At 55.6% G+C, this 17,690-nt stretch carries 15 protein-coding genes and 1 rRNA gene; 7 read left to right on the plus strand and 9 right to left on the minus strand.

Features of this window, described 5'->3' with window-relative positions; genetic code table 11:
* Positions 1-5: 5 nt before the first annotated feature.
* On the minus strand, positions 6-602 hold the full coding sequence (gene yihX / locus C1Y42_RS20985) for a glucose-1-phosphatase (RefSeq protein ID WP_021507115.1): 597 nt from the start codon (positions 600-602) through the stop codon (positions 6-8).
* 184 nt (positions 603-786) lie between these two features.
* A complete protein-coding gene (gene typA, locus C1Y42_RS20990; protein WP_104094269.1) occupies positions 787-2,607 on the minus strand; it encodes a ribosome-dependent GTPase TypA in 1,821 nt (606 codons plus the stop codon).
* A gap of 440 nt (positions 2,608-3,047) precedes the next feature.
* On the opposite strand from typA, the gene glnA reads away from it, so the two are divergent.
* From glnA to C1Y42_RS23490, 4 genes are all read left to right on the plus strand, one after another.
* Positions 3,048-4,457, plus strand: a complete 1,410-nt coding sequence (gene glnA / locus C1Y42_RS20995; RefSeq protein ID WP_031279641.1) for a glutamate--ammonia ligase — start codon at positions 3,048-3,050, stop codon at positions 4,455-4,457.
* A gap of 198 nt (positions 4,458-4,655) precedes the next feature.
* Positions 4,656-5,705 (plus strand): nitrogen regulation protein NR(II), encoded by a 1,050-nt coding sequence (gene glnL / locus C1Y42_RS21000; protein ID WP_021507118.1) that lies wholly within the window; start codon positions 4,656-4,658, stop codon positions 5,703-5,705.
* Positions 5,706-5,712: 7 nt separating this feature from the next.
* On the plus strand, positions 5,713-7,122 hold the full coding sequence (gene glnG, locus C1Y42_RS21005) for a nitrogen regulation protein NR(I) (RefSeq protein WP_031279642.1): 1,410 nt from the start codon (positions 5,713-5,715) through the stop codon (positions 7,120-7,122).
* 106 nt (positions 7,123-7,228) lie between these two features.
* Positions 7,229-7,354 (plus strand): YshB family small membrane protein, encoded by a 126-nt coding sequence (locus tag C1Y42_RS23490; RefSeq protein WP_146068812.1) that lies wholly within the window; start codon positions 7,229-7,231, stop codon positions 7,352-7,354.
* Between the two features lie 29 nt (positions 7,355-7,383).
* Here the strand turns inward: C1Y42_RS23490 and hemN are convergent, their stop codons facing one another.
* Positions 7,384-8,757, minus strand: a complete 1,374-nt coding sequence (hemN, locus tag C1Y42_RS21010; protein ID WP_104094270.1) for an oxygen-independent coproporphyrinogen III oxidase — start codon at positions 8,755-8,757, stop codon at positions 7,384-7,386.
* A 237-nt stretch (positions 8,758-8,994) separates the two neighbouring features.
* Positions 8,995-9,513, minus strand: a complete 519-nt coding sequence (gene yihI / locus C1Y42_RS21015) for a Der GTPase-activating protein YihI (RefSeq protein WP_058775454.1) — start codon at positions 9,511-9,513, stop codon at positions 8,995-8,997.
* Positions 9,514-10,068: 555 nt separating this feature from the next.
* Between yihI and yihA the strand changes: the two genes are divergently transcribed.
* On the plus strand, positions 10,069-10,710 hold the full coding sequence (gene yihA, locus C1Y42_RS21020; protein WP_031279643.1) for a ribosome biogenesis GTP-binding protein YihA/YsxC: 642 nt from the start codon (positions 10,069-10,071) through the stop codon (positions 10,708-10,710).
* 410 nt (positions 10,711-11,120) lie between these two features.
* On the opposite strand, the gene polA is transcribed toward yihA, so the two are convergent.
* The 4 genes from polA to C1Y42_RS21040 all read right to left on the minus strand — a co-directional run bounded on the left by polA (position 11,121) and on the right by C1Y42_RS21040 (position 16,298).
* Positions 11,121-13,910, minus strand: a complete 2,790-nt coding sequence (gene polA, locus C1Y42_RS21025; protein ID WP_104094271.1) for a DNA polymerase I — start codon at positions 13,908-13,910, stop codon at positions 11,121-11,123.
* A gap of 423 nt (positions 13,911-14,333) precedes the next feature.
* On the minus strand, positions 14,334-14,963 hold the full coding sequence (dsbA, locus tag C1Y42_RS21030) for a thiol:disulfide interchange protein DsbA (RefSeq protein ID WP_021507125.1): 630 nt from the start codon (positions 14,961-14,963) through the stop codon (positions 14,334-14,336).
* A 26-nt stretch (positions 14,964-14,989) separates the two neighbouring features.
* Positions 14,990-15,976 (minus strand): serine/threonine protein kinase, encoded by a 987-nt coding sequence (locus C1Y42_RS21035; RefSeq protein ID WP_104094272.1) that lies wholly within the window; start codon positions 15,974-15,976, stop codon positions 14,990-14,992.
* Between the two features lie 46 nt (positions 15,977-16,022).
* Positions 16,023-16,298 carry a YihD family protein gene (locus C1Y42_RS21040; RefSeq protein WP_021313943.1) on the minus strand — a complete coding sequence of 92 codons (276 nt, stop codon included), beginning with the start codon at positions 16,296-16,298 and terminating at the stop codon, positions 16,023-16,025.
* Positions 16,299-16,369: 71 nt separating this feature from the next.
* Here C1Y42_RS21040 and mobA point away from each other — a divergent pair, with 71 nt between their 5' ends.
* Entirely contained in the window at positions 16,370-16,942 is a 573-nt protein-coding gene (mobA, locus tag C1Y42_RS21045) for a molybdenum cofactor guanylyltransferase MobA (protein WP_059011685.1), read from the plus strand.
* Entirely contained in the window at positions 16,942-17,445 is a 504-nt protein-coding gene (gene mobB / locus C1Y42_RS21050) for a molybdopterin-guanine dinucleotide biosynthesis protein MobB (RefSeq protein ID WP_104094273.1), read from the plus strand. The genes mobA and mobB overlap by 1 nt, the downstream gene beginning before the upstream one ends.
* 86 nt (positions 17,446-17,531) lie before the next feature.
* On the opposite strand, the gene rrf is transcribed toward mobB, so the two are convergent.
* Positions 17,532-17,647, minus strand: a 5S ribosomal RNA gene (rrf, locus tag C1Y42_RS21055).
* Positions 17,648-17,690: the final 43 nt, after the last annotated feature.

Below are 17,690 nucleotides of genomic sequence, written 5' to 3' on the forward strand. Positions count from 1 at the left end.
GTCACTCAGCGACGGCTCGCAAACCAGTCAGGCACGGTTTTCGCATCTTCGACCAGCACGCTCTCAATGCCCAGCGCGCGCGCCGCATCAACATTGGCCTGGTTGTCATCAAAGAATACCGCCTGATCGGCGGTGAAGCCTTCATGCTCCAGTACGTAGTGCCAGATGCGCGCTTCCGGTTTGCGCATGCCGATATCCTGCGACATATAGATGTGGTCGGCAGCCTGCTGCACTTCCGGATACTGCGTTGGCCAGAACTCGAAATGCAGCTGGTTGGTGTTAGACAGAATCACCACGCGCTCGCCGCTGGCGCGCAGCTGGTTCATGATCGCCAGCGTTTCCGGACGCACGCCGACAAACACCGCCTGCCAGCCAGCGGTGAACTGCGGATAGCTCAGGGCAATATCGAGCTGGTCACACAGCCGGGCAGCAAACTCCGGGTCGCTGATTTCGCCCCGCTCGTGCTGCTCGAAGGTCTCGTCCATGCGAAAACGGCTCTGCAGCGTGGCAAGCGGCACGCGTCCCAGATCGCTCCAGACGCCGAGTACCCGGTTGAAATCGATATCAACAATCACATTGCCTAAATCAAAGATGTACAGCATGACACCTCTCCTCTACGTTCCCTGGATCATTCACTCTAGCGGTAAAAGGCAAGCCTGAACAGGTACGCTTAGGGGAAATCCGCATTCCGCAAGCGGGGTCTGATTTCGTGCGGGTCACGCTGCCTCAGACGGCAGGCAAAAAAAAAGCCCCGCGGGTGCGGGGCTCATTATCAGACGATTTCGCTTACTCTTTGCTGCCGCGAGACGCGCGTTTGCGATCGTTCTCGGTCAGGTGGCGTTTACGAATACGTACTGACTGCGGCGTCACTTCTACCAGTTCGTCGTCATCGATGAACTCGATAGCCTGCTCCAGCGTCATTTTCTGCGGTGGTACCAGGGTGGTAGCTTCGTCAGTACCTGACGCACGCATGTTGGTCAGTTTCTTACCGGTCAGGCAGTTTACAGTCAGGTCGTTAGAACGGCTGTGAATACCGATGATCTGGCCTTCATACACTTCCGCACCGTGACCGAGGAACAGCTTACCGCGATCCTGCAGGCCGAACAGGGCGAAGGCAACCGCTTTACCCTGACCGTTGGAGATCAGCACGCCGTTCTGACGCTGGCCCACTTCGCCCGGACGCACGTCGTCGTAGTGGCTGAAGGTGGAGTACAGCAGACCGGTACCGGAAGTCATGGTCATGAATTCGTTACGGAAGCCGATCAGACCACGGCTTGGGATCACGTAGTCGAGACGTACGCGGCCTTTACCATCCGGATCCATGTTTTTCAGGTCGCCTTTACGCTCACCCATCGCCTGCATCACTGAACCCTGGTGGGTTTCTTCGATGTCGAGGGTAACGTTTTCGAATGGCTCCTGCTTGCGGCCTTCGAATTCACGGAAGATAACTTTCGGACGGGATACCGCCAGCTCGTAGCCTTCACGACGCATATTCTCGATCAGAACTGACAGGTGCAGCTCACCACGACCGGATACGCGGAATGCATCAGCATCTTCAGTTTCTTCTACGCGCAGCGCTACGTTGTGCACCAGCTCTTTGTTCAGACGCTCAAGGATCTGACGCGACGTCACAAACTTACCTTCTTTACCACAGAACGGTGAAGTGTTGACGTTGAAGAACATGGTTACGGTTGGCTCATCCACGCTCAGCGCTGGCAGCGCTTCCACATTCTGCGTGTCGCAGATGGTGTCGGAGATGTTCAGCTCGCCCAGACCGGTGATAGCGATGATGTCGCCCGCTTCAGCCAGGTCGGATTCAATACGCTCCAGACCCAGATGGCCCAGCACTTTACCGACTTTCGCGTTACGGGTTTTCCCTTCGCTGTCGATCACAGTAACCTGCTGGTTTGGCTTCACTTTACCGCGCTTGATGCGGCCGATACCGATTACGCCGAGGTAGTTGTTGTAGTCCAGCTGCGAGATCTGCATCTGCAGTGGGGCTTCAATTTCAACCTGCGGTGGAGAAACGTGGTCGACGATGGCCTGATACAGCGGGGTCATGTCGTCAGCCATGTCGGTGTGATCCAGACCGGCGATACCATTCAGCGCAGACGCATAAATGATCGGGAAATCGAGCTGCTCGTCGGTCGCATCGAGGTTGACGAACAGGTCAAATACCTGGTCAACAACCCAGTCCGGACGCGCGCCAGGACGGTCAACTTTGTTGATGACTACAATCGGCTTCAAACCGTGGGCAAAGGCTTTCTTGGTTACGAAGCGGGTTTGCGGCATAGGGCCATCCATCGCGTCTACAACCAGCAGCACCGAATCCACCATGGACATGACGCGCTCAACTTCACCACCGAAGTCGGCGTGTCCCGGGGTATCAACGATGTTGATACGGTAGTCGTTCCATTTGATGGCGGTGTTTTTCGCGAGGATGGTAATCCCACGCTCTTTCTCCAAATCGTTGGAGTCCATCACGCGCTCAGTCGCTTCGGTACGGGCATCAAAAGTACCGGACTGTTGCAGCAGTTTGTCAACCAGGGTGGTCTTACCATGGTCAACGTGCGCGATGATGGCGATGTTACGCAAATTTTCGATCACAGCTTTGCCTCAGGCATTATAGAAATAACGCGGTATTGTACACGGATTAAGCGAAAGACTGAACATGATCACAGTTTTCGCCGAAAGATTCTCGCAGTGCGCGTTTTTAGCACCAATAACGGTGCATTAAGCTGCACTTTGATGGCGCTTTGCACCATTTAAGTGCTTACCCCTAAACTGACGGCACTGTTTTGGTGCATTCCATCCACGCTGGTGCAGCCGTCGTCTCACCGCAGGGCGCATCACAGCGCCATTTTTACCATTGTAATAAAGTTGGCACAGAATTCGCTTTATATCTTTTAAGCGAAAACGACAGTTGCACAACGGTTGAAGAGCTTGCCGAGATCTTGGTCAGGGGTGGTCAGTAGTCGTGACACATTCCCGGCAACAGAAGTTCTCTCACCACGACGACAAAATGACCATTTCCAGGAGAGTTGAGTATGTCCGCTGAACACGTTCTCTCGATGATGAACGAGCACGAAGTTAAGTTTGTTGACCTGCGTTTTACCGATACCAAAGGTAAAGAACAGCACGTTACTATCCCTGCTCACCAGGTTAACGCTGACTTCTTCGAAGAAGGCAAAATGTTCGATGGCTCTTCCATCGGCGGCTGGAAAGGCATTAACGAATCAGACATGGTGCTGATGCCGGATGCAACAACTGCCGTAATGGATCCGTTCTTCGAAGATCCGACGCTCATCATCCGCTGTGACATTCTCGAGCCAGGCACGCTGCAGGGCTACGATCGCGACCCGCGCTCCATTGCCAAGCGCGCAGAAGAGTTCCTGCGTTCTTCCGGCATCGCCGACACCGTACTGTTCGGACCTGAGCCAGAGTTCTTCCTGTTTGACGACATCCGTTTCGGCTCTTCAACTTCCGGCTCACACGTGGCTATCGACGACATCGAAGCAGCCTGGAACACCGGTAAAGAGTACGAAGGCGGTAACAAAGGTCACCGTCCAGGTCTGAAAGGCGGCTACTTCCCGGTGCCACCGGTTGACTCATCACAGGACATCCGTTCTGCCATGTGTCTGACCATGGAGCAGATGGGTCTGGTGGTAGAAGCGCATCACCACGAAGTGGCTACTGCTGGTCAGAACGAAGTGGCTACCCGCTTCAACACCATGACCAAGAAAGCTGACGAAATTCAGATCTACAAATATGTCGTGCACAACGTCGCGCACGCCTACGGCAAAACGGCTACCTTTATGCCGAAGCCGATGTTTGGCGACAACGGTTCCGGTATGCACTGCCACATGTCACTGTCTAAAGGCGGCGTAAACCTGTTCTCTGGCGACAAATACGGCGGCCTGTCTGAAACTGCCCTGTTCTACATCGGCGGTATCATCAAGCACGCTAAAGCCATCAACGCCCTGGCAAACCCGACCACCAACTCATACAAGCGTCTGGTCCCAGGCTACGAAGCACCGGTAATGCTGGCTTACTCAGCGCGTAACCGTTCTGCCTCTATCCGTATCCCGGTGGTGGCCAGCCCGAAAGCACGCCGTATCGAAGCGCGCTTCCCGGATCCAGCGGCTAACCCATACCTGGCGTTCACCGCACTGCTGATGGCCGGCCTCGACGGCGTGATCAACAAGATCCACCCTGGCGATGCGATGGACAAAAACCTGTACGACCTGCCGCCGGAAGAAGAAGCTGAGATTCCAAAAGTGGCCGGTTCACTGGAAGAAGCGCTGAATGCACTGAACGAAGACCGCGAGTTCCTGACCCGTGGCGGCGTGTTCACCGACGACGCTATCGATGCTTACATCGAACTGCGTAAAGCTGACAACGACCGCGTACGCATGACGCCGCACCCGGTTGAGTTCGAACTGTACTACAGCGTTTAATCCTTAAAAGATTCGCGCAGATGCACCGTAGCCGCCAACGCCGCGACGGTGCTAATCCTGGCGCTGAAGATTTTTTGTTGCCGTGGAAACTTTAGCCCATCTCCGGATGGGCTTTTTTCACCGCGAATTCATCGTTCGACGGATAGATTTGCGTCCCCAAAGGCTATAATGCACTAATTTAGTGCAGAGGAACGCTGTATGGCAACTGGCACGCTGCCCGACGCGGGGCAGATTCTCAACTCCCTGATCAACAGTATTTTGCTGGTCGATAACGATCTGGTTATCCACTACGCCAACCCGGCGGCCCAGCAATTACTGGCGCAAAGCTCACGAAAATTGTTCGGCACGCCCTTACCGGAACTTACCGGCTATTTTTCGCTGAACATTGAGGTAATGAGCGAGAGTTTAGGGGCAGGCCAGGGCTTTACCGATAGCGAAGTCACGTTAGTGGTGGATGGCCGCGCACACATTATGTCGCTCACGGCACAGCGTCTACCCGACGGATTTATTCTGCTGGAAATGGCGCCGATGGATAATCAGCGCCGTCTCAGCCAGGAGCAGATTCAGCACGCCCAGCAGGTTGCCGCGCGCGATCTGGTACGCGGCCTGGCACACGAAATTAAAAACCCGCTCGGCGGATTGCGCGGCGCGGCACAGCTGTTATCGCGCGCCCTGCCCGATCCGGCGCTGAATGAATATACCAAAGTGATTATTGAGCAGGCCGACCGGCTGCGTAACCTGGTCGACCGCCTGCTGGGTCCGCAGCAGCCCGGACTGCACGTGACCCAGAGCATCCATCAGGTAGCTGAACGTGTGGTTAACCTGGTGTCGATGGAGCTGCCGGAAAACGTCTCGCTGGTGCGTGATTATGACCCCAGCCTGCCGGAGCTGCCGCACGACCCGGACCAGATTGAGCAGGTGCTGCTCAACGTGGTGCGTAACGCGCTGCAGGCGCTGGGCGAAGCGGGCGGCACCATTGTCATCCGTACCCGTACCGCGTTTCAGCTGACGTTACACGGCACGCGTTACCGGCTAGTGGCGCGTATCGACATTGAAGATGATGGCCCGGGCATTCCGGCGCAGCTGCAGGATACGCTGTTCTATCCGATGGTCAGCGGACGCGAAGGCGGCACCGGTTTAGGTCTCTCAATCGCCCGCAGCCTGATCGATCAGCATTCGGGAAAAATTGAATTTAACAGTTGGCCAGGCCACACCGAATTCTCGGTTTACCTGCCTATTCGCCAGTGAGGTTTCTATGCAACGAGGGATAGTCTGGATCGTCGATGACGATAGCTCCATCCGCTGGGTGCTTGAACGTGCGCTCACTGGAGCCGGTTTAAGCTGCGCCACCTTTGACAGCGGCAACGAGGTGCTGGATGCGCTCTCGACCAAAACCCCGGACGTATTATTGTCGGATATTCGTATGCCAGGCATGGATGGTCTGGCGCTGCTGAAGCAGATCAAACAGCGTCATCCGATGCTGCCGGTCATCATTATGACCGCGCATTCGGACCTCGACGCGGCGGTCAGCGCTTATCAGCAGGGCGCGTTTGATTACCTGCCTAAGCCGTTTGATATTGATGAAGCGGTCGCGCTGGTAGAGCGTGCCATCAGTCACTATCAGGAGCAGCAGCAGCCGCGCAATCAGCCGGTAAGCGGCCCGACCACCGATATCATCGGCGAAGCGCCGGCGATGCAGGATGTCTTCCGCATCATCGGCCGTCTGTCGCGTTCGTCGATCAGCGTGCTGATCAACGGCGAGTCCGGTACCGGTAAAGAGCTGGTCGCGCATGCGCTGCATCGCCACAGCCCGCGCGCCAAATCCCCGTTTATCGCGCTGAATATGGCGGCGATCCCGAAGGATTTGATCGAATCGGAGCTGTTTGGCCACGAGAAAGGCGCGTTTACCGGCGCGAACCAGATTCGTCAGGGCCGCTTTGAGCAGGCCGATGGCGGCACGCTGTTTCTCGACGAAATCGGCGATATGCCGCTTGATGTACAGACGCGCCTGCTGCGCGTGCTGGCCGATGGCCAGTTCTATCGTGTTGGTGGCTATGCGCCGGTCAAAGTGGATGTGCGCATCATCGCCGCTACCCACCAGAATCTGGAGCTGCGCGTGCAGGAGGGCAAGTTCCGTGAGGACCTGTTCCATCGCCTCAACGTGATTCGCGTGCATCTGCCGCCGCTGCGTGAACGTCGTGAGGATATCCCGCGTCTGGCGCGCTACTTCCTGCAGGTCGCAGCGCGTGAGCTGGGCGTAGAAGCGAAAATTCTGCATCCGGAGACTGAAGCCGCGCTGACGCGACTGCACTGGTCGGGTAACGTGCGCCAGCTGGAGAACACCTGCCGCTGGCTGACGGTGATGGCCGCGGGCCAGGAAGTGCTGATTCAGGATCTGCCGCCGGAGCTGTTTGAGTCGAGTACGCCGGAAAATCCGGTGCAGTCGCTGCCGGACAGCTGGGCAACGCTGCTGGCGCAGTGGGCAGACCGCGCGCTGCGTTCCGGTCATCAGAACCTGCTGTCAGAAGCACAGCCGGAGATGGAGCGTACGCTGCTGACCACTGCGCTGCGTCATACGCAGGGCCACAAGCAGGAAGCGGCACGTTTACTGGGCTGGGGCCGCAATACGCTCACGCGTAAACTGAAAGAACTGGGCATGGAATAACGCGGAAAAGTGTAAAAGGGTTATTTATTGCACATTTTCTGCGCGTAACATCTGTACAGACCGGTGCCGTTCAGTATCATACGGGCGGCAATCGGGAGAGGCTAACATGTTGCAATCTGTCATCCAGCTGATCGCGCATAACGTGGCGGCAATCGGTAATGCTGTGACTCACTCACCGCAAACCGCGCTGGCCGCCGTGGTCTGCGCCCTCAGCGTCAGTCTGTTCAGTTAACATAAAGGGAGCGCTGGCTCCCTTTATGCTTAAATTACCCGCGAAAATTGCTGCATCCGTGCTTTCTGCCGCAGATAGCGGTCAAAGCACATGCAGATGTTGCGAATCAGCAGACGGCCAATGCCGGTGACCTGCAGCCGGCGCTCACCGATCTCTAGCAAGCCGTCCGCCACCAGCGGCGCCAGCAGCGCTAAATCCTCAGCAAAATAGCGTTCAAACACCACTGGCCACCGGGCTTCGATGTCGGCAAAATCCAGCGCAAAGTTACAGATCAGCGCTTTAATTACATCCCGCCGCAGACAATCATCCTCGCTCAGGGTTAAACCGCGCCACAGCGCATGGCCCTGCTGCTCAACGCTGGCATACCAGGCTTTTAACTCTTTCTGATTCTGCGCATAGCTGTCGCCCAGCATGCTGATGGCCGAAACGCCCAGTCCGAGCAGTTCGGTTTCGCCCTGCGTGGTGTAACCCTGGAAATTGCGATGCAGTACGCCGGCGCGCTGTGCCACCGCCAGTTCATCATCCGGTTTGGCAAAGTGGTCCATGCCAATAAACTGGTAACCCGCACCGGTCAGCGTCGCAATGGTTTGCTGCAGGATTTGCAGCTTCTGCGCCGCCGTCGGCAGCTCCTCATCTTTGATTTTGCGCTGAGCGGCAAACAGCGCAGGCATGTGCGCATAGTTGAAGACGCTGAGGCGATCCGGATTGAGCGCAATCACCCGCTGCAGCGTAAAGGCAAAGCTCTCTGGCGTCTGCAGCGGCAGGCCGTAGATTAAATCCAGACTGACTGAGCGGAATCCCTGCGCGCGGGCACGCTGCACCAGGGCGAAAATGGTCTCTTCATCCTGAACGCGGTTGACCCGCTCCTGCACCGCCTTGTTGAAATCCTGCACGCCCATGCTCAGGCGATTAAAGCCCTCCGCACGCAGGTGATCGATCATCTCCAGCTCAATTTCACGCGGATCGACCTCGATCGACATCTCCACATCGTCGGTAATATCAAAATGGCTGCGCAGCAGCGCCACCAGCCGGCTGACCTGCTGTTGATTGAGGAAGGTTGGCGTGCCGCCGCCCCAGTGCAGCTGCGTAACGCGACGGCCAGCAAACAGCGGCGCGCGCTGACGAATCTCCTGCGCCAGCACGTCAAGATAGCGATCGGCCTTGTGCAGCTGGCGCGTCACGATTTTATTGCAGCCGCAGAAGTAGCAGAGACGATGGCAGAACGGGATGTGCACGTACAGCGACAGCGCGCGCTCGGGATAGCGCTCAACCGCGTGCTGGAAATCGCTCGCACCAAAGCTTTCGCTAAACTCCAGTGCGGTGGGATAAGAGGTGTAACGCGGGCCGGCGTAATTGTATTTTTCGATGAGCCGCTGATCCCACTCAATCTGCTGCGATGACATGCTCACTCCTTACGGTGACGTCGTCTGAGGGCGGGTCGCGTGGCAGAGGAGGAGAAGAAGCGCTGGGCGGAACGCCGCCGTAAGCGCGATTTCAGCCGCGACAGGCGGCGTAGTTTAAACAATAACCACAGCAGATAACATGTCAGCAGCAGCGCTAAAATTGATCCAGGCCAAAACATAGGTGAATACCTGTTTAGCGCGGCATGCGCAAAGCCGCATGCCGATCAAAAATGGCGGTTAGTGGCCCTTAAGCAGGCGCATCATATCCTCTTCTGCCTGCTCGTCTTCGGCGTCGTCGTCCAGCGCAATGCCCAGCGTTTCCATCAGCTCGTCAATGCGATCCAGCGTCTCATCCAGCCACGCCTGATCTTCTGCGCTCAGGGTTTCGCCGCTCTCAAGGCGATCGAGCAGCGTGTCGAGACGCTCATCGTTCTCCAGCTTCGCCAGCTCTTCCTGCGGCGTCAGACGCACTTTTTCGGCTTTGGGCTTTGGCTTCGCCACTTTCTTTTCGGGCAGAGTTTTGCCGTCCGCCACCAGCGCGACTGGCTTTTTGCTGCCCACGCGCGGATCGGCGCTCTTTTGGCTGTGCCCTTTACCGGCGCTCTGCGTTTCCGGGTTGGCGCGGCTGCCGGATTTGTGGCCGCTGTGCTTTTTATCGCGCTTGCGATCGCGGGCTTCCTGGTTCAGTTCTTCACGCGATTTGCGTTTCGCTTTAGCAGCAGGTTTGCCACGCTGGGCTGGTGCAGGTTGCTTCATGTGTTCGGTCTCGGCGATGCCTGGTGAGTTCAGTATAGAATTGCGGCGAAATCTAGCAGAAAGATGACAAAGAAAAAAGGCGATAGCCTGTGCTATCGCCTTATTTCGCACCTTCATACGAAGGAAACACGCGTCAAATCCTTTACGGCTCACAACGTCCCGGTTGCTCCATCGCCACATCGCTCCTGCGAGTAATCCCTGTCCCTGTCCGATTCCTGCCTGAATCGCTCTCCTGCCATGCTCGCGGTCATCCCCGACGCTCCTGAGCTCATCATCCTGATGGGTGCTGCCGTGCACTGACAACAAATGTAGACCAAACAGTAAATTGAACAAGTGAGACTTGTCTCTAATTTAGAGCGGCCTTTTTCATGTTTAACGTAAGTTATTGAAAATAAACAGTAATATAACGAATGAATGTTGCATGAATCCGTCATCACTGGTAGCAGTTAGCGGCGATCTCTTACAAAATGGCGCGTTAAGACGCCTGTCGGGCACTTTTGCGCCATAACAGGTATAATCAGCGCCATTGCCCGATCATTCTGCTGGAGTTTTACATTGTCTGCTTTGAACTATCACGTCACCCATTTCATGCTCAGCGCGCCGGATATTCGTCATCTACCGGCGGATACGGGCATTGAAGTTGCCTTTGCCGGGCGCTCAAATGCAGGCAAATCCAGCGCGCTGAATACCCTGACCAACCAGAAAAGCCTGGCGCGTACCAGTAAAACGCCAGGCCGCACGCAGCTGATTAATCTGTTTGAAGTGGTGGAAGGCAAACGCCTGGTGGATTTACCGGGTTACGGTTATGCGGAAGTCCCGGAAGAGATGAAGCGTAAATGGCAGCGCGCGCTGGGTGAATATTTGCAGAAACGTCAGGCCCTGAAAGGACTGGTGGTGCTGATGGATATCCGCCATCCGCTTAAAGATCTCGATCAGCAAATGGTTGAATGGGCGGTGCAGAGCGGTATTCCGGTTATGATTTTGCTGACTAAAGCCGACAAGCTGGCTTCCGGTGCCCGTAAAGCGCAGCTGAACATGGTGCGTGAAGCATCGCTGGCATTTATGGGCGATGTCCAGGTCGAGATGTTCTCATCGCTGAAAAAACTGGGCGTCGATAAGCTGCGTCAGAAACTCGATACCTGGTTTAGCGAGCTGACCCCGGCGCAGGAAGGCGACGGTGAAGCGCTGTCAGAGTAGCGCCTGAGCGGACCTTAGCGTCCGCTTTTTTTCAGAAAAAGCCCAATAAAAAACGCCCCAGTCATAAATGACTGGGGCGGCTAATATTCAGCCAAATCCGATTACGTGAAGTAAAAGGTCTGAAAGATAGAACATCTTACCTCTGTACCCTACGCGATGAACTTTACCCGATTTTTTCTGACCAACAAAGGCTTTTTTGTTGTTAAGTTTCAGAATTCGACATCTTTTTTACCAGCTTCGTCACATTTTCGCGCAGGGCATGTAGTTTAATTACCAAAAAAATGCTTAGCCGATAAGCAGTTACTTAACCTGTATTTTACCGGCAGTTTTGATGACCGGCTGAACCGATTAAGTAAACTTTTTTCTTATGACGTTACCCGCCGCCTGCATCTGCGGCGGGTAGCGGGCCCTTAGTGCGCCTGATCCCAGTTATCACCCGTTCCCACTTCAACCTGCAGCGGTACATCCAGCTTCATGCTGTTCTCCATCAGTTCGCGGATCGTCTGGCTGGCACCTGCGACGGCATCTTTGTGGATCTCAAATACCAGTTCATCGTGTACCTGCATGATCATTTTCACCTCGTCACTGTTCTGCTGCAGCAGCCAGCCGTCAACGGCGATCATGGCACGTTTGATGATGTCCGCTGCGGTGCCCTGCATCGGTGCGTTGATCGCCGCACGTTCGGCGGCTTTACGGCGAATGGCATTGCTGGAGTTGATGTCCGGCAGCCACAGACGACGACCATCCAGCGTCTCGACGTACCCCTTATCCGCGGCTTGCGCGCGCGTCGCTTCCATATAACGCAGCACGCCCGGATAGCGCTCAAAGTAGAGATCCATGTACTTCTTCGCTTCGCCGGCACCAATATTCAGCTGACGCGACAAACCAAATGCGCTCATGCCATAAATCAGTCCGAAGTTGATTGCTTTCGCACTGCGGCGCTGCTCACCGGAAACCTTGCTCAGCGCCACACCAAACACTTCGGACGCCGTGGCGCGGTGGATATCCTCACCCTGCGCAAACGCATCCAGCAGGCCTTTGTCCTGCGACAGGTGCGCCATAATTCGCAGCTCAATCTGCGAATAGTCGGCGGCCACGATGCGCTTATCCGCGCCCGCGATAAACGCCTGACGAATGCGCCGTCCCTCTTCGTTGCGCACCGGAATGTTTTGCAGGTTCGGGTCGGTCGAGGAGAGTCGTCCGGTGGCCGTTACCGCCTGGTGATAAGAGGTGTGCACCCGACCGGTGATCGGATTGATCATCTGCGGCAGCTTATCGGTGTAAGTGGATTTCAGCTTCGACAGGCCGCGATGCTCAAGAATCACTTTCGGCAGCGGATAGTCGAGCGCCAGCTCAGCCAGCACTTCTTCACTGGTCGATGGCGCGCCGCCCGGCGTTTTCTTCGTCGGCTTAATCCCCTGCTTCTCAAACAGAATGGTTTGCAGCTGTTTGGTGGAGGAGAGGTTGAAAGGCTCGCCGGCCAGCTCGTGCGCCTTCTGCTCCAGCTCGGCCAGACGCGTGGTCAGCTCCTGCGAATGTTTCGCGAGGATGTTCTGATCGATCAGCACACCGTTGCGCTCTACGCGGGAAATGACCGTCACCAGCGGCATCTCAATCGCCTCGAATACCTGCTTCGGACCGGCTTCCTGCTCCAGCTTCGGCCACATCTGCAGGTGAAGCTGCAGCGTGACGTCAGCGTCTTCTGCCGCATAGTGCGCCGCCTGCTCAAGCGCGATCTGATTGAAGGTGAGCTGATTTTTACCTTTACCGGCAATTTCTTCGAAAGTGACGGTTTTGTGGTTAAGCCAGCGGGCCGCCAGGCTGTCCATATCATGCTTGCCGCCGACGCTGTTCAGGCAGTAAGACTCCAGCATGGTGTCGAATTTGATGCCGTTCAGCTCAATATCGTAATTTTTCAGTACGCCACGATCGTACTTCAGGTTCTGCCCGACCTTCGCTGCTTTACTGTCCTCCAGCAGCGGTTTCAGCTGCTTCAGCACCGCGGCGCGATCCAGCTGCGGTGGTGCGTCAAGATAGTCATGCGCCACCGGCAGGTAAGCGGCCTCGCCCGGTGCTATGGCGAAGGCAATGCCGACAATGTTGGCGCTCAGGGTATCCAGCGAATCGGTTTCCAGGTCAAAAGCAAACACGTCGGCGCTTTGAAGTTTTTTCAGCCAGTCGGCAAAGGTCGCCTCGTCGAGGATGGTGACATAGCCGTCAGAGGACAGCACGCTGACCGTTTCTGCTGCGGCCACGGCGGGTTCATCCGGCAGCGATTTCTGCGCCTGGCTATTGCTCTTTTTACCCTGCAGCCATTTTCCTTCCTGCAGATCGGCAAGCCAGCGTTTGAATTCATAGCGGCTAAACAGCGTCTGCAATGCTTCGACGTCAGGCTCGTTAACCGTCAGCTGCTCGCAGGCCAGCTCCAGTTCCACATCGGTTTTGATGGTCGCCAGCTGGTAGGAGAGAAATGCCACATCGCGATTCTGCTCCAGCTTCGCCGCCATGGTTTTTGCTCCACGGAAGGAGAGCCCGGCCACTTTATCAAGGTTGTCGTAGATGGATTGCATGCCGCCCAGCCCCTGCAGCAGCGCCTGTGCGGTTTTCTCGCCCACGCCCGGAACGCCCGGGATGTTATCCGAGCTGTCGCCCATCATGGCGAGGAAATCGATAATCAGCGAAGGCGGTACTCCGTATTTCTGCTCGACTTCTTCCGGACCGAGCACGGTGTTGGTCATGGTGTTAATCAGGGTAATGCCCGGCGTCACCAGCTGCGCCATATCTTTATCGCCGGTGCTGATCAGCACCGCACGCCCCTGCTTTTCCGCTTCCAGCGCCAGCGTGCCAATCACGTCATCGGCTTCCACGCCGGACACCGCCAGCAGCGGCAGCCCCATGGCTTTTACCATCTCGTGCAGCGGCGCGATTTGCGCGCGTAAATCGTCCGGCATCGGTGGACGATGCGATTTGTAATTTTCAAACAGCTCATCGCGGAACGTTTTGCCTTTGGCATCGAAGACCACAGCCACATGGCTGGGTTGATACTGCATCAGCAGGCTTTTCAGCATGTTGAGCACACCATACATGGCGCCGGTTGGCTCACCCGCACTGTTGGTCAGCGGCGGAAAGGCATGATATGCACGGTAGAGGTAGGAAGAGCCATCTACCAGAATCAGGGGATTTTCTGCAATTTGCGCCATAGGTTTGTATTTTCTTCGTTGCGATAATCAGGGTTATAAGGATGCCACAACCAGCGAACAATGTTGAAGTAACAGCAGAAAGTGAGGATCTTTTTCGCGGTTACGCGGCGCGGATCGCAAGGATCATCTTGTGGATAACTTTGTGCGTAAAATTCATAACGTATTGTTATTTACGTTAATTGCAATCATTTTACGATTAAAATGTTTTTACAATCAGTCAGTTATAATCTTGCCGTGATACGAAACACCTTTTTAAAAAGGCGATCGTCTATGTGGATATTAAGCGAAAGGGTAATCAAAAAACGCTGGCTGTAAGGGATGAATAGCTTCGTGAATTAAGGATGTGGTGTGGGTTGGTTTCACTGTAGCGGCGGGTGATAACCGCGCCGCTACAGCATAAGCCATCGCGTTTTCAGCGCTTAATTACTTTTTCTCAACCAGGAATTTCACGACGTTGGCATAATCCGCCACGAAGTTATCCATTGAGCTGGTGTCCAGGCCGCCGTTGTTAACCATGTATTTGCCGTTAACGAAAATCGCCGGTACGCCCTGCAGATTAACATCTGAAGCCGCTTTCTGCTGCTGTGCAACCAGCGCCTTCACGGCGAAGCTGTTCCACGCTGCATCGTAATCTTCAGAGGTGATGCCCGCTGCTTTAATGAAGGTTTCTTTCAGGCTGGCTGCGTCGGTAATGGTCTGGGTCTTCTGGATGCCATCGAAAATCGGTGCGGTCACTTTATCTTCCACACCCAGCGCCATTGCCACTGCCCACGCATGCGTGACCACCGGACCGAAGTCGCCGCCGAGGAAATCAACGTGATATTTGGTCACTTTGGTGTCCGCTGGCAGATTCTTTCTCACCGCATCGCTGACGTGGTAAATGCGTTCAAACTGGTAGCAGTGCGGGCAGAAGAAGGAGAAAAATTCCATGACCTGCGGCTCACCGGCGACCGGTTTTGGCAGCGTAACGTACTGTTTGCCGTCGTTGAACTGTGCCGCTGAGGCGCTAAATGCCAGCATCAAACCTACCAGCGCAAACCAAATCTTTTTCATCGTGAGAACATCTCCTGAGTACTTCATTAAAATTGCGGGCTAAGCTGTAACGGCGGTTCGTGTAACAGCCTTTCCTGCTCGATAAATAGTGCAATCTGCCGGCGCCAGAAGTCCTCATCGGTCATCCAGGGGAAGGCGCGCGGAAAAGCGGGATCCTGCCAGCGGCGTACCACCCAGGCCAGATAATAAACCATGCGCATGGCGCGTAAAGACTCAATCAGTGTCAATTCGTGTAAATCGAAATCACCAAATTCGTTATACGCTTCCAGCAAAATATCCCACTGGATCAATTGTTCCTGACGGCTGCCGTTCACCAGCATCCACAAATCCTGCACAGCCGGACCGGTGCGCGCGTCATCGAGATCGACAAACATCGGCCCATCGCGCCACAGAATATTGCCGGGATGGCAGTCACCGTGCAGCCGGAGCGGTTGCCACTGGCTATGCCAGCTCTGCTGCAGCGTGAGGCTGAGTTTATCTAACGCCTTCAGTAGCGCATCCTTCAGCGAGGCGGGCACCAGCGTGCTCTGTTCCAGCTGCAGACGTGGCTCAACCACATACTCCTGCAGGCCCAGGGTGGGCCGCTGGCGGAACGGGCTGTGGCGTCCGGTTTGATGGATACGGCCAAGGAAACGACCTACCCACTCCATCTGCTCTTCATTGTCGGTTTCATACTGCCGGCCACCGAGGCTGGGGAACACCGCGAACATAAAGCCAGCGTGCTGATTGAGCGTATTGCCCTGCAGCGCCAGCGGTGCGGCAACCGGCACTTCATCATCCAGCAGATCCTGAGCAAAGCGATGCTCTTCAGCGATCTGCGCGGCGCTCCAGCGTTGCGGACGATAGAACTTAGCGACATAGCGTCGCTTATCCTCATCGCTGAACTGATAGACGCGGTTTTCGTAGCTGTTCAGGGCGGTTAAGCCGGACTCGACCCGCAGACCGGCATCCCAGAGCGCATCGAGGATGACGTCGGGATTCAGCGTCTGAAAATTAAAAGCGGCTTCGCTCATCATTGTGCCTGTGTGTTACCTGTGCGTTGAACGCGCAAGGATAACACTACTCATCATCCTTGATCACACCGCGCGCACGTAATAGCGCGCTTTTGAAGTCCACTTCATAATCTTTCTTCAGACCCGGGATCACAGCCTGACTACCGGCATCACGCATTTTGAGATGGTAAATCAATACGTCATCGCTTAATTCACTTAATGGGCCACTGAAACCTGATTCCTGCGCCAGTTTTTGTAAAAATGCCAGCAGGTTGAGATCGGGTTCTTGCTGCCAGGCAGGCTGCAGCAGTTCGAGCAGTTCATTGAGTCGGTGATATTTCATCATTGATTCCTTTGCGCAGGTGGTTCGCTACCGCGAGTTAAGTATCGTCCAGAATAAACAGGGAGACGAAGATGACCGCATTTACCGGTGTGATCCTCGCAGGCGGGCAAGGCAGCCGTATGGGAGGTCAGGATAAGGGCTTGCTGCCATTACAGGGCAAACCGCTTTATCAGCACGTTCTGCAGCGTTTACAGCCGCAGGTCAATATTGTGTTGATTAGCGCCAACCGTAACATTGATCGTTATCAGGCAAGTGGTTGTCAGGTGATTCGTGATTCGCTGCCTGATTATCCCGGTCCGCTGGCAGGCATGCTCAGCGGCCTGCGGCACAGCCAGACCGAATGGGTGGCGTTTTGTGCCTGCGATACGCCGTGGCTACCGCAGGATTTTGTTGCACGGCTGTGGCAGCAGCGTGGTGCAGCAGCCGCCGTGTGGGTGACATCGGGTCAGCGTGATCATCCGGCGCTGGCTTTGGTGCATCGTGCGCTGGCTGATAATCTGGAAGCGTGGCTGCTGCGCGGAGAACGCCGTCTGATGCAGTTTATGTGTGAACATGGCGGACACAGCGTACTGTTTGATGATGATGAAGCCGCCTTCCGCAATATCAATACGCCTGACGATTTGGTTAATGAGGAAAGTTCGTGATGAGTGTGCCGTTACTGGCGGTGGTGGGCTGGAGTGGCACCGGCAAAACCACCCTGTTACAACAGGTGATTCCGCTACTGAGAGCGCAGGGCATTCGCCCCGGGCTGATCAAGCATACCCATCATCAGATGGACATCGATACGCCGGGAAAAGACAGTTATCTGCTGCGCAAAGCGGGAGCCGATCAGGTGATCGTCGCCAGCGAGCAACGCTGGGCGTTAATGTGCGAGACGCCGCAACAGCCGCTTAGTTTAGCGCAGCTGGCAGGCCGTATGGACGCTACATCGCTGGATCTGGTGCTGGTCGAGGGGTTTAAACAGGAACCCGTACCCAGGATGGTGCTATGGCGGCGCGGCGTTAAGGGGGAAATTGATGAATTGCTGGACGACTGGGTGATTGCCGTAGCGACGGATGAAGCGTTAGCGCTTCAGGTACCGGTGCTGGATATTAATCAGCCTGATCAGGTTGCAGAGTATATTGTTCAATGGCTAAAAAACCGCTAATCACACGGTTTTTGGCGGGAAATTTGCCGGAGTACGGACGTAAAAAAGCCCCGGACTCTCGTCCGGGGCTTTTTCACTGGTTTGATGCCTGGCAGTTCCCTACTCTCGCATGGGGAGTCCCCACACTACCATCGGCGCTACGGCGTTTCACTTCTGAGTTCGGCATGGGGTCAGGTGGGACCACCGCGCTGTTGCCGCCAGGCAAATTCTGTTTTCGTCCGCGTCTTTCGCGCTCTGACTGCGTT

The sequence above is a fragment of the Pantoea sp. ICBG 985 genome (assembly GCF_002928365.1).
In the GTDB taxonomy this organism is placed as follows: domain Bacteria; phylum Pseudomonadota; class Gammaproteobacteria; order Enterobacterales; family Enterobacteriaceae; genus Pantoea; species Pantoea dispersa.